At 59.1% G+C, this 11,628-nt stretch carries 12 protein-coding genes and 2 pseudogenes; 12 read left to right on the top strand and 2 right to left on the bottom strand.

Annotation, left to right across the window (positions count from 1 at the left end):
- Positions 1-38 precede the first annotated feature (38 nt).
- The 3 genes and pseudogenes from ACRQ1B_RS18425 to ACRQ1B_RS18415 form a co-directional block, all read left to right on the top strand.
- Positions 39-554, top strand: coding sequence for a nuclear transport factor 2 family protein (locus tag ACRQ1B_RS18425; protein ID WP_432295378.1), 516 nt, complete (start codon positions 39-41; stop codon positions 552-554).
- 427 nt (positions 555-981) lie between these two features.
- Positions 982-1,510, top strand: a pseudogene (locus ACRQ1B_RS18420) (isochorismatase family protein).
- 47 nt (positions 1,511-1,557) lie between these two features.
- Positions 1,558-1,677: pseudogene (locus ACRQ1B_RS18415) on the top strand (DUF1427 family protein); the annotation flags it as partial.
- 7 nt (positions 1,678-1,684) lie between these two features.
- Here the strand turns inward: ACRQ1B_RS18415 and ACRQ1B_RS18410 are convergent.
- Positions 1,685-2,539, bottom strand: coding sequence for a LysR family transcriptional regulator (locus ACRQ1B_RS18410; protein ID WP_432295377.1), 855 nt, complete (start codon positions 2,537-2,539; stop codon positions 1,685-1,687).
- Positions 2,540-2,648: 109 nt separating this feature from the next.
- Between ACRQ1B_RS18410 and ACRQ1B_RS18405 the strand changes: the two genes are divergently transcribed.
- Together ACRQ1B_RS18405 and ACRQ1B_RS18400 are read left to right on the top strand one after the other, a co-directional pair.
- Positions 2,649-2,936: a putative quinol monooxygenase gene (locus ACRQ1B_RS18405; RefSeq protein WP_432295376.1), complete on the top strand. Its 288-nt coding sequence runs from the start codon at positions 2,649-2,651 to the stop codon at positions 2,934-2,936.
- 10 nt (positions 2,937-2,946) lie between these two features.
- Complete coding sequence (locus ACRQ1B_RS18400) at positions 2,947-3,366, top strand: cupin domain-containing protein (RefSeq protein ID WP_432295375.1); 420 nt, start codon at positions 2,947-2,949, stop codon at positions 3,364-3,366.
- 281 nt (positions 3,367-3,647) lie between these two features.
- Here the strand turns inward: ACRQ1B_RS18400 and ACRQ1B_RS18395 are convergent, their stop codons facing one another.
- On the bottom strand, positions 3,648-4,547 hold the full coding sequence (locus ACRQ1B_RS18395) for a LysR substrate-binding domain-containing protein (RefSeq protein WP_432295374.1): 900 nt from the start codon (positions 4,545-4,547) through the stop codon (positions 3,648-3,650).
- 173 nt (positions 4,548-4,720) lie between these two features.
- Here ACRQ1B_RS18395 and ACRQ1B_RS18390 point away from each other — a divergent pair, with 173 nt between their 5' ends.
- The 7 genes from ACRQ1B_RS18390 to pqqE all read left to right on the top strand — a co-directional run bounded on the left by ACRQ1B_RS18390 (position 4,721) and on the right by pqqE (position 11,489).
- Positions 4,721-7,174, top strand: a complete 2,454-nt coding sequence (locus tag ACRQ1B_RS18390) for a membrane-bound PQQ-dependent dehydrogenase, glucose/quinate/shikimate family (RefSeq protein ID WP_432295373.1) — start codon at positions 4,721-4,723, stop codon at positions 7,172-7,174.
- A gap of 196 nt (positions 7,175-7,370) precedes the next feature.
- Positions 7,371-7,466 (top strand): pyrroloquinoline quinone precursor peptide PqqA, encoded by a 96-nt coding sequence (gene pqqA, locus ACRQ1B_RS18385; RefSeq protein WP_432295783.1) that lies wholly within the window; start codon positions 7,371-7,373, stop codon positions 7,464-7,466.
- A 223-nt stretch (positions 7,467-7,689) separates the two neighbouring features.
- On the top strand, positions 7,690-8,346 hold the full coding sequence (locus ACRQ1B_RS18380; RefSeq protein ID WP_432295372.1) for a YceI family protein: 657 nt from the start codon (positions 7,690-7,692) through the stop codon (positions 8,344-8,346).
- Complete coding sequence (gene pqqB / locus ACRQ1B_RS18375) at positions 8,343-9,245, top strand: pyrroloquinoline quinone biosynthesis protein PqqB (protein WP_432295370.1); 903 nt, start codon at positions 8,343-8,345, stop codon at positions 9,243-9,245. The genes ACRQ1B_RS18380 and pqqB overlap by 4 nt, the downstream gene beginning before the upstream one ends.
- On the top strand, positions 9,242-10,033 hold the full coding sequence (pqqC, locus tag ACRQ1B_RS18370; protein WP_432295369.1) for a pyrroloquinoline-quinone synthase PqqC: 792 nt from the start codon (positions 9,242-9,244) through the stop codon (positions 10,031-10,033). Before pqqB ends, pqqC begins: the two co-directional genes overlap by 4 nt.
- Positions 10,030-10,329 (top strand): pyrroloquinoline quinone biosynthesis peptide chaperone PqqD, encoded by a 300-nt coding sequence (gene pqqD, locus ACRQ1B_RS18365; protein WP_432295367.1) that lies wholly within the window; start codon positions 10,030-10,032, stop codon positions 10,327-10,329. The genes pqqC and pqqD overlap by 4 nt, the downstream gene beginning before the upstream one ends.
- A complete protein-coding gene (gene pqqE, locus ACRQ1B_RS18360; RefSeq protein WP_432295365.1) occupies positions 10,326-11,489 on the top strand; it encodes a pyrroloquinoline quinone biosynthesis protein PqqE in 1,164 nt (387 codons plus the stop codon). The genes pqqD and pqqE overlap by 4 nt, the downstream gene beginning before the upstream one ends.
- The last annotated feature ends 139 nt before the right edge of the window (positions 11,490-11,628 follow it).

The raw sequence follows: 11,628 nt of genomic DNA, 5'->3' as shown, positions 1-11,628 counted from the left end.
CACTTCAATCCCGTTATTTACCCAAAGGAGGAAACACCATGTCTAACAATGCGCGCACCCTTATCGAGAAGTCGTCAAAAGCCGAGCCCGCATCCACGGCCTCGCCCTTGGCGGTACTGCAGTCGATCTTGTCGAACCCGACCGATCTGGATTTCGTCAAACAATTCACGACTGACGACTTCATATATGTGTCGCTCAACTATGAGCACCCGGAACTGCATCAGATCATGCCTTGGGCGGGAACGAACAAGGGCACCGAAGGACTGGTTCAAACCTTTATCGATGTCGGCCGGTATTGGACGACGGACAATTTCGAAATTCAAGACAGCTTTGAAAACAAGAACGGCGCAGCAATCTTCGGCACGTTCACCTACACATCGAACTTGCTGGGTAAGACAGTGACATCACCCTTCGCAGTTCTGGCACGCGGCGAAAATGGCAAGTTGTCGTACGTGCAGTTCATGGAGGATACCTTTGCCACCGTCCGCAGTTTCAGAGAAAGCGGCCACTATCTCATCAAGGCAAATCCGGACCGATCGGAAATTAGCGTCTAAGTTCCTGGCCAAGATTTGTCGGGAAAACCCAGTTCGTCCTGGAGACCCGACGATGGTTGTCCAACTTCTGATCAGTTGGGCAAAACCCTTTGGTGATCTCGAAAACGGCTACCGAACTTGAATACGCCGGCGCATTGCAAGCCATCTCAAGTTGTCATGATGCGTCTTTCCGCGGTTAGGCTGCCGGCATTTTCAACAGTGATAGAAATGCCGGCGGAAAAGCACACGTATGACCTGTCAGCGAACCATCCCACCCGGGGGGGCGTCATGATGTTACAGTCACAAGCTGACAAAAAAGCGCCAAAAATGACAATCGCGCCTGTTGAAGGCTGTTTAAGGATACAGTCGATGGCCGAGCTACATCGCTTCCAGTGATCAATTCATCCGAGCGCCGCCCGGCGCCAAGCCCGATTACGAGGATATGCAGATGACAAATTTCCTACAGGTCCTGATACCATCAAATTCACAACTCATTTCATCGATCAGCAGCCACAGATGGCTTTCGGGGTGCAATCAATCGATCGGCAGACGTTGAAGAACAACGTCGTTGGCCTCGCCAAGGCGGCGAAAAACGCCGCGAACGGCCGCAGGAAGATCGTCGTTTCGGGCCTATGGACCGAAGTCTGCAACACCACGTTTGCACTTTCGGCGCTTCATGATGCGCCTGATTACGAAATCTACATGGTTGCGGACGCTTCGGGCGACACCTTGCTCGACACTCACAAATACACGATGGACCGCATGGTGCAGGCCGGCATCGTGCCCTTGACGTGGCAACAGGTCCTGCTCGAATGGCAGCGCGACTGGGCTCGCAAGGAAACCTTTGACGCCGTCACTCTCTGGTGAAGGAATATTCCAGTGCCTACGGCATGGGCATTGACTACGCCGTTACGCATGTCCACAGCGGCGCCGAGCACGGCAAGCGCATCGGCCATAATCCTGCTGCGGCAATGTAGGCCTGATCGAACCGCTCCGATAGCCTTTGTTTGAGCGGTTTCCGCCGATCAAGGAGGTCTCCCGTAAACTCTATTTCCTGTCGCTTGGCGCGGGCCTTCTGGTCGGTCTCGTCTACAGCATGCTCAATGGCCGTTCGCCTGCGCCGCCGGTTATCGCCTTGGTGGGCAAAGAATCTAGATTGCTTCCGCGACATCCATCAACAGGCTGGCGTTCCTGGATAGGTGCCCATCGCGCCAGATGAAGTGGATCTCGGTTCGGCCGACTTCACCAAGCGAATGCGCCTTGACCTGATTATGGCCTGGAAGTGTTTTGAACACCGAGCGCAGCATCCAGGCCGCTCCCATGCCGGCACTCACACAAGCCAACATCGTATGGTAGGACTCGATCTCGAGGACCGGCATATGCGCCCGGCCTCCGGCGGCCAGCCAGCGGTCCATTCGAAAGCGGAACGAGCAGTCATGCCGAAACCCATATAGCTCGATGCAATTGAGTTCTGCCGGGCTGGCGACATCGGGATGCCCGATTTCCGTCACGAGTAGCATTTCATCGACGAAGGCGACCCGGCTCTGGAGCGACTTCGTGACGATCGGGCCTTCGGTCAACGCGATATCGAGACTGCCATCGGCGACGTGCGCGACCAGATCCTCTGATGCCTGATGGCGTATCTCCAGCGTGATGCCGCGATGTCGCTGTCGGAGCCTACCGATCAGTGCCGGCATATAATCGACAAGGACGACGTCGAGCGCTCCGATGACCAGCGGGCCGCTGATCTCCTCGTCACGCATCAAGGCGCGGGTGCCATCGGCAAGGTCGAGGATGCGCTGAGCATGTTCGACCAATTGCCGCCCTGCCGGCGAGAGTGACATCCTTTGGCGGTCGCGCAAAAATAGCTCCCGGCCCAAATCGTCCTCAAGCTGCTTGATCCTGACCGTGATCCCTGATGGCACCTTGTTCAGGACCTTGGCGGCGGCGCTAACGGAGCCGGTCTGAGCGACGGCGCGGAAGGCCCGCAGTTGAGGAATTTCCATATCTATCCATTCCGATTTTGCGAAAGCTAGTTTCCGATCTTTTCATTTTTCGGAATAGCTGGCGAGACCTAAGTGTGGGTGAGGCAAAACTCAACGGAAGGAAATCACCATGCTTGAAGTCATCGCCGTATTCACAGCACTGCCGGGAAAAGAAGATGCACTGCGCGCGGCGACGGTCGCCGTCCTGAAGCCGACGCTGGCGGAACACGGCTGCCACCAGTTTGTGCTCCACGAAGATGTCAATAGCCCCGGTACGTTCTTCCTGCGCGAGACCTGGGCGGATCAGGCGGCGCTGGACGCGCATTTCGCGACACCGCACCTCCAAACGCTGGTCGAGCAGCACAAGGCGCTGCTGGCAGAGCCGCTAAAGCTCCACACCGTCAAAGTCTATGAATGAGGAAGCAGGCATGCCAGATCAGGCCCAATCCCACTATCACGACATCGCGGCCATTGCGGCCAAGTTTCCCGACACGGCCGAGACGATGCTGGTCGACACCTATTTGAGCGATGCACCGCAAGCGAGCGCCAGGGTTTTCAAGATCTTCCATCCCCTGCCCGCGCATTTCCACCGTAACTGCGACGAACATCTCTATCTTTATTCCGGAGAGCTGCTCTTCCAGATCGGTGACAACGAGCCGCAGGTTCTCAGGCCGGGTCAGCTTGTCACCTTCACGCGTGATACCGTTCATGCCATTCTGGAGGTCCGCAAGGAACCAGCGATCTTCATGTCTTTCGATACGCCACGCCGAGCGCCCGACGATGTGACATTCGTTGCCCTGAGCCCCGGAGATCGAAAGTTCGTGTCGCCGCTCTCAGACTATCTCTAACGCGCCACTGTTGTCTCCGGCATCTTGCCGGCGACCCCTCGTGAAGTATCCTACTCGCATCTCACCCGACAGATTCGTCCCCGAGACGTATTCGATGGAGGGAGACGATGCAGATCGGCCTGACAGGCAAAACTCTAATTCTGACCGGCTCAACCAAAGGGATTGGCACTGGCAGGTCAATGGCATGTCCGTGGTCCGGCTGTCGCGCCATGCGTTGGACGGGTCACCTGTCATAGGAGACCCCGCAGCAGGCGCATTCAGGCCTCGCGGTTTACCCTTCATTACGTTCCGTCGTCCAAAGCAGGTGACTGCACCAGCGCCGCTAGTAACCAGTCGCGGAACGCACAGACGACCGGACGCGCCGCATTCCGTTGCGGATAGACCAGAAAGTGATTGGCCTCAGTCAATGTTACGCTGCGCCCCGCGAAAGGCAAAACTAGCCGACCGCTGGATAATTCCCGTTCTGCCAGCTTCACGGACTCAAGGCACACGCCCATCCCATCTGCAGCTGCGGCGACGGCCATGAAGCTACGATCGAAACGGATCGACGGCTTTCTAAGCAGAGACGCTCCATTCGCGTGAAACCAATCCGACCAACTCACCGTCTTGATCATACTGCGGATCAGCGGAACGCCATTCAAATCATCAATCGTCTTGAGCCGGGCTGCCATTTCCGGCGAGCACATCGGTTCGATTGCCGCGTGACCAAGTGAATGAACCAAAAGGCCTTCGTGCTCGCTGAAACCATACGTGATGTCGACATCGAATTCATCCTTGGCGAAGTGAACAGGATTGTGATCCGCCGAAACGGTAACTTCGAATGCCGGGTTGGCCCCTAGAAACTCGTTGAGACGCGGCGCAAGCCACTGTGTCGCAAAACTGGGCGACGAATGAAGGCGCAAAATCAGCGACTGCCGGGAAGATAGCATCTCCATCGCACCGCGCAGCAGGGACAGGGCCTCATTCACCGGCTGTAGAAACATTGTTCCATCTGCCGTGAGCTGCAGATCGCCATGGCTGCGATCGAACAGCAATGTGCCTATATCCCGCTCCAGTTTTGTGATCGCATGACTGATGGCGCTCGGAGACAGATTGAGGTCGCTGGCGGCAAGTTTGAACGAAAGATGCCGCGCCGCAGCCTCGAAAGCAGGCAAAGTGCTGATGGGAATACGCTTCGTCATTTCACGATCCGACAAGCTGTTTAAGAGGAAATGGGCCGGGCACAACACCTCATGCTGCGGCCGCGAAGTGAATAAATTTCACCCGTACGGATAAGTTTTCATCTGCGCAAGCGGCCGCTTGTCGAGAAATTTGTAAAGGCGCAAAACGCACCGTCACATGGCATGCGTCAATTTTGCGCAGGCCTCTTCAACATGCCGAGCCAAACCATTGGCCTGGCCTCTTCTTCCGTGAGGCAATCTTGATATCCGATCGAGGCGCTAGGATAGCGCAAATCATATACGGAGCGGTCCTGCTGCTCCTGGGATTGTATTTCGCCGCAAAGGGCGGCTTGCTGGTGTCGCTGGGCGGCACCTACTATTACGCTGCCGCCGGCCTTCTCATGGCCGCCAGCGGCATTCAGGTGGCGCGCGGCAGCAAATCCGGCTTCGTCATCTACGGCGTCGCCTGGCTTATGACCCTGGTTTGGAGCTTTGTGGAATCGGGGCTTGACCCGTGGAAGCTGGAAGTGCGCCTAGTGGCGCCGAGCGTGCTGCTTGCCGCATTCCTGCTGCCGGGCATCGGCAAGAATGTAAAGGTCGCGGTTCCGCGCTTGTGGCGTGGTTTCCAGGTTGTGACCGGCGTTGTCGCAGTCTTTCTCGGCGCCGCCATTCTTTATTCGGCCTATGGTCCGGTCACGGGCGAGAGCACCAAGATCGAGGCGCACACCGCACCGATGGCGCCGACTGAATGGAAACATTACGGTAATGATGCCGGCCAGTCTCGCTTTGCCGATCTGGCCCAGATCACGCCGGACAATGTAGACAAGCTTCAGGTTGCTTGGAGCTCGCATTCCGGCGATATGCCGGACGACGTCGAGGTCAATCGCCGCGGCCGCGAGTACCACTCGGAGTCCACCCCGATCAAGGCTGGCAACACGCTTTATAGCTGCACGCCGCATTCCTGGATCATCGCCACCGACGCCACCACCGGCGCCACGAAATGGACATTCGATCCGAAGCTTCCGCGCAACAACCCTTACATCGTTTGCCGTGGCGTCAGCTACTATGAGGCTCCGCAGGCCGAGACCTGCAAGACCCGTGTCTTCGCTCCTACCATGGATGGCCGCATCTACGCCCTCGACGCCGAAAATGGCAAAATTTGCGAAGGTTTCGGAGAAAAGGGCTTCATTGACCTGAAGGACCAGACCGGCAAGGACAACAACGACAAGGCCTGGGCCGGCGGCTGGCAGGTTTCGACCTCTACCCCGCTTGTCATGAACGATCGTCTTGTCGTCGGCAGCCGCGTCATCGACAACATGTCGACCGACGAACCGTCGGGTGTCGTGCGCGCCTATGATCCGCTCGATGGTCATCAGGTCTGGGCCTGGGACGTCGGCCGTTCGGAAGATGCTCTTCCCGGCCGCCTGCCGGAAGGTGAGATCTACACCAAGGGCACACCGAACGTCTGGGGCACCATCACCGGCGACCCCAAGCTGAACTTGGTCTATCTGGGTACCGGCAACGCGGCACCTGACTATTACACCGCCTTCCGTCGTCCTTTCGACAACAAGTTCGGAACCTCGCTCGTCGCGCTCGACATTACGACCGGCAAGATGCGCTGGCACTACCAACTCGTGCATAACGACATGTGGGACTTTGACGTACCGGTCGGCCCCTCGCTGTTCGACATGCCGGACGGCACACCCGCGCTTATTCAGACGACCAAGATGGGCGAGATCTTCATGTTCAACCGTGCAACGGGTGAACCTCTGGTCGAAACCAAGGAAATGCCCTTCACCACGGTCGGCGCAGCACCGAACGTTCCGGTTTCCCCGACCCAGCCGGTTCCTGTCGGCATGCCGTCGCTGGTCCCGGACAAGCTGACTGAGCAAGACATGTGGGGCGCAACGCCGATCGACCAGCTTGCCTGCCGCATCGACTTTGCCCGCGCCCGCAACGAAGGCATCTTCACCCCGATCGGCCCGACCTATTCGATCGGCAATCCCGCTTTCGATGGCGTGACGGACTGGGGCGGTGCTTCGGTCGATCCCGTGAACAAGATCATGTACGTCAATACGATGAACATGCCGTTCTACTTCCAGCTGGTCGACCGTACCACGCCTTACGCCCAGGAACTCCTGAAGCATAAGAGCAACGGTGGCGAAAATGCCTCCAAGCTCGACGTGCGCATCCAGGAAAATACGCCTTACCTAGCAACGCTGCGCGCATGGCTCAGCCCGTTCATGGTGCCTTGCGTACCGCCGCCGTGGGGTCAGATGGTCGCCATTGACCTGAACACCAAGAAAATCCTTTGGCGCAAGACGCTGGGCAATGCCCGCAAGAACAACGCCTTCGGTCTGACGCAGAACCTTCCGCTGCCGACCGGCACGCCGAATCTCGGCGGCTCGATGGTGACGGCAGGTGGTCTGGTCTTCGTCGGCGCCACCACGGACAACTATGTTCGCGCCTTCGATGCCCGCACCGGCAAGGAAGTCTGGCGTCACAGCCTGCCCGCAGGCGGCCAGGCCAGCCCGATGACCTATATCGGTGAAGACGGCCGTCAGTATGTCGTCATTACCGCCGGCGGCCATGGCGCGCTTGGTACGACTTATGGGGACGAAACCGTCGCCTTTGCCCTGCCGAAGTAACCGGCAATCCCGCTTGGGTCCGCCCGCCTGACCTCCGTCGGGCGGACCTTGTTCGACGCTGCCTCGATGGCCGGCATCCATGCCGGTGGAGGCCAGCGAAAGGCTGCGGCGCACGATGATCGTCTCGCTGTGGCCAAACCTGCCGTTACCCGGAAGGGTGGCGGAACCTGAAGAAAAACCCGAAAGGAATACCAGGATGAAATGGTCTGCACCAAAATTCACCGAAGTCAGCTGCGGCATGGAAATCAACCGTTACGCTCCCGCTGACGGCAACGAGCCAGTACTGTTTTAAGGTACGTCCCAAGGATTGAAGCTCTGCGCCAACCCTTCGGAGCACCGCTTCAGCCAACATCTGCCCCGGCATTCTGCGTGTCCATCCCGCAGGATATCGTGCAGCGAAGCCTGCCGGTTCAAAAGCCGGCAGGCATAGCCCGCTCCTGCACCCACTGGCGCCGCAATCGGTCAGGCACGCCAAAGCGCGACTGCGCGCAACATCAATCGAAAGCCACCATACAATGTCACTGAACCGGCTCTGCCTGTCGCTTGTTACCGCCGCCGCCCTTTTTTCCGGCATCGCCGACGCCGCTGAACAGGCCGCCGAGGCCGCGCCGTCGGGCACCTACATGTCGGATCCCGCCCATTCGAGCGTCATCTGGAAGATCAGCCATCTCGGCCTCTCCAGTTACACGGCCCGCTTTACCCGCATGACCGCAGAGCTGATCTGGAACGCCGAGCATCCCGAAATGTCATCGGTGACGGCGACCATCGATCCTTTGTCCGTACAGACAAATTTCCCTTTCCCGGAGCGTGAGAATTTCGATAAGGAAATCGGCACCGAAGAGCGCTTTCTCGCCGGCAAGCCAATCAGCTTCGTTTCGAAGAAAATCACCGTCACTGACGCGCGTCACGGTATCGTCAACGGCGATCTGAAACTGCGCGGCGAGACCCACCCAGCCACATTGAATGTCACCTTCAACGGCTCCATGGCTCGCCAGCCTGCCGTCGATAAGGCCAAGATCGGCTTCTCCGCAGATCTGATCTTCAAACGCGCCGATTGGGGCCTCGCGCCGAAGGTCAAATCCGCTGGCGAAGATGTGATCGTGATCATCGAGGCCGAACTGCAGCCTGCCGAGGCCGCGGATCATTCGTCAAAAGAAAAGCCGGGTCAATGACCAGCCTCCGCTTCATCGTACTGGGTGCTGCCGCCGGCGGCGGTCTGCCGCAATGGAATTGCAACTGCGGCAATTGCGCCGCCGCGCGCGATCCTTCCTCCGGCCTTGGATCGCAGACACAGTCCTCTCTTGCCGTCAGCGTCGATGGCGAGCGGTGGGCGATCTTCAACTCATCACCCGATATCGGCCAGCAGATCCAGTCGACACCGGCCCTGCACCCAAAAATGCTGCGCCATAGCCCCATCGACAGCATTGTCATCACCAATGCCGATGTCGATCATATCGGCGGGCTTCTGACGGTCCGCGAAAAGCAGCCTTTCGCGCTTTATTTCACCTCCGCTGTCGGCCGGGTGCTCAACGACAATCCGGTCTTCCGTGTTCTTGACCCGGCCCATGTCAGCCGCTGCACGATCCGTCTCGACGATCCGTTCTTTCCCCTTAAAGGTCTCGAAACAAGCATCTTCGCGGTGCCGGGCAAGGTCGCGCTGTTCCTTGAGGAGGGCGAGCCCGAGCTTGGCCTCGAAGGGGAACAGACCGTCGGCGTCGAGTTTCGCATCGGCGCGAAACGCGCCTATTACATTCCCGGCTGCGCGACCCTGCCGGACTGGCTGGCCGACCGTATCAGGGGCGCCGATCTCGTCTTTTTCGATGGCACCGTCTTCACCGATGACGAGATGATCAAGGTTGGTACCGGCGTCAAGACCGGCCAGCGTATGGGTCATATGGCCATTTCCGGTGACGGTGGCAGTCTCGAGCGCCTGCGCGGGCTCGACATTGCCCGCCCCGTTTATGTTCACATCAACAACACCAATCCGATCTGGCGCAATGGGCCGGAACGGGCAGCCGTCGAAGCGGCTGGAATAGCCGTCGGTCACGACGGCATGGAGATTTCCCTTTGACTGAAGCTAAAAACAGAACCGATTTTGAAGCGCAGCTGCGCGCCATCGGCGTGGCGCGTTACCATGACAAGCATCCGTTTCACGGCATGCTGCATAGTGGTTATTGCAACATCACGCAGGTGCGCGCCTGGGTGATCAACCGCTTCTATTACCAGAGCCGCATTCCGGTGAAGGATGCCGCGTTCATGTCGCGCTGCGAGGATGCCACCATCCGCCGCGCCTGGCGCAAGCGCATCGAGGATCACGATGGCGGTCTGACCGAAGGCGGCGGCATTCGCCGTTGGCTGAAGCTCGCCGAAGCCGTGGGCCTCGATCCGGATTATGTCGCCTCCAACCGGGGCGTACTTGCGGGCACCCGCTTTGCCTGCGACGCCTATGTGCGTTTCGTGCGCGACATGCCGATGCTGGACGCTGTTGCCGCCTCGCTGACCGAGCTTTTCGCGCCTGCAATCCACCAGAACCGTATTGCCGGACTGATCGAACATTATGCCTTCGCCAATGACGAGGCACTGTCCTATTTCCGCAAGCGCCTCGATGAGGCTCCGGTCGATGTAGCCTTCGGTCTGAACTACGTGCTCGACCACGCCGACACGCTGGAAAAGCAGGATGCCGCTGCCGCCGCCCTCACCTTCAAGACCGACGTCCTTTGGGCGCAGCTCGACGCCCTGCATCACGCCTATGTCTCTCCCGCTCTGGTACCGCCAGGTGGCTGGGATGGCCGGGAAGGCGTGATCGGTGATCTCGACCAGCCTGCCCTGAAGGCAGAGGTCGAGGGAGAGACCCGATGAGCGACGTGGTTGGCGTGACAGTGACGGGCGAGACCGTTGCAAAACTGGCGCGCGGTGTGCGGCTGCGGGAAGATGCCGTCCGCGGCCATACCGTGCTTCTGGCGCCCGAACGGGCGCTGGCGCTCGATGAGATGGCGGTGATGATCGTTCACGCACTCGACGGTGTCCGTAACCTTGATGCGATCGCCACGCAGTTCGCAGATACGTTCCAAGCGCCGAAGGATCAGGTTCTGGCCGACGTGATCGCTTTCGTCTATGAATTTTCCAAGCGTCGGATGCTGGAGTTGAAATCATGAACGAGCATGTGAGCGTCAAATCCGGCAGCGCCGCTCCGACAAGCGAATGGACTGGCGCCGACGGCGTCGTCAACCGAATCCGCATTCCGGCACCGATTGCCATGTTGGCGGAACTGACGCACCGTTGTCCTCTCGCGTGTCCCTATTGCTCCAATCCGCTTGAGCTTGAGGGCGTCAAGAGTGAACTGTCGACAGCCGAATGGATCACCGCCTTTCAACAGGCGGCGGCAATGGGCGTGCTGCATCTGCATCTGTCCGGTGGCGAACCCGCCGCTCGCCGGGATCTCGTGGAACTGACAGCGGCTGCCGCTGCGGCGGGTCTGTACACCAATCTCATCACTTCCGGCATCGGGTTGACACACAAGCGGATCGCGGAACTTTCCGAAGCTGGCCTCGATCATCTGCAACTGTCCATTCAGGGCGCGACACCCGAGCTTGCCGATCGCGTGGGTGGTTACAAGGGCGGTTATGACCGCAAGATCGCGGTTGCCGAATGGACCCACGCCGCCGGTATCCCGCTCACCGTCAACGCCGTTTGCCATAAGCAGAACATGGACCAGATGGGCGGCATGCTGGACCTTGCCGTCAAGCTTGGCGCACGCCGCATCGAAATCGCCACCGTGCAGTATCACGGCTGGGCGGACAAAAACCGCGGAGCGCTTATGCCGACAAAAGAGCAGTTCCTGAAGGCGAACGTTTTTGTCGAAGAGGCACGCAAGCGCCTCGAAGGCGTTATCGTCATCGACTATGTTGGCGCCGATCACCACGCCTCCTATCCCAAGGCTTGCATGGGCGGCTGGGCGCGCACCGGCCTCAACGTCACGCCCTCGGGCAAAGTTCTGCCATGCCACGCCGCCGAGACCATGCCGCATCTCACCTTCGATACCGTACGCGACAAAAGCCTCGACGACATCTGGTATCACGGCGAGGCCTTCAACGCCTATCGCGGCGACAGCTGGATGCCGGAACTCTGCCGGACCTGCGATCGCAAGGCGATCGATTTCGGCGGATGCCGCTGCCAGGCAATGGCGCTGGCGGGCGATGCGTCCGCCACCGATCCGGTCTGTATCCGTTCGCCGCTTCGCTCGGCTCTGACCGAGCAGGTGGAGGCTGATAGCCTCACCGAGCCGCCACTCTTCGTCTACCGCGGAAGAGGCTGATGTGAAACGGGTAACTAAATGAGTACGTTTCCCGGGTCTTGAACGGGTTCGAACCTTCGACCCGCCGCTCCAGAATGGCATGGCGTGTAGAGTAGAATTTCCCCGTCCTATTAGAAAGCGATACTGCAAGGAATGGATC

Origin of the sequence: Endobacterium panacihumi (assembly GCF_050847465.1) — a bacterium.
GTDB classification, from domain to species: Bacteria; Pseudomonadota; Alphaproteobacteria; order Rhizobiales; family Rhizobiaceae; genus Neorhizobium; species Neorhizobium panacihumi.
Note: the sequence above shows the minus strand (reverse complement) of the source record. Positions and strands in the feature narration are given on the sequence as shown.

Excerpts from the sequence above, each read along its gene's own strand:
- ACRQ1B_RS18425 (WP_432295378.1), top strand. The coding sequence starts at position 39 with ATGTCTAACAATGCGCGCACCCTTATCGAGAAGTCGTCAAAAGCCGAG.
- ACRQ1B_RS18410 (WP_432295377.1), bottom strand. The coding sequence starts at position 2,539 with ATGGAAATTCCTCAACTGCGGGCCTTCCGCGCCGTCGCTCAGACCGGC.
- ACRQ1B_RS18405 (WP_432295376.1), top strand. The coding sequence starts at position 2,649 with ATGCTTGAAGTCATCGCCGTATTCACAGCACTGCCGGGAAAAGAAGAT.
- ACRQ1B_RS18400 (WP_432295375.1), top strand. The coding sequence starts at position 2,947 with ATGCCAGATCAGGCCCAATCCCACTATCACGACATCGCGGCCATTGCG.
- ACRQ1B_RS18395 (WP_432295374.1), bottom strand. The coding sequence starts at position 4,547 with ATGACGAAGCGTATTCCCATCAGCACTTTGCCTGCTTTCGAGGCTGCG.
- pqqA (WP_432295783.1), top strand. The coding sequence starts at position 7,371 with ATGAAATGGTCTGCACCAAAATTCACCGAAGTCAGCTGCGGCATGGAA.
- ACRQ1B_RS18380 (WP_432295372.1), top strand. The coding sequence starts at position 7,690 with ATGTCACTGAACCGGCTCTGCCTGTCGCTTGTTACCGCCGCCGCCCTT.
- pqqB (WP_432295370.1), top strand. The coding sequence starts at position 8,343 with ATGACCAGCCTCCGCTTCATCGTACTGGGTGCTGCCGCCGGCGGCGGT.
- pqqD (WP_432295367.1), top strand. The coding sequence starts at position 10,030 with ATGAGCGACGTGGTTGGCGTGACAGTGACGGGCGAGACCGTTGCAAAA.
- pqqE (WP_432295365.1), top strand. The coding sequence starts at position 10,326 with ATGAACGAGCATGTGAGCGTCAAATCCGGCAGCGCCGCTCCGACAAGC.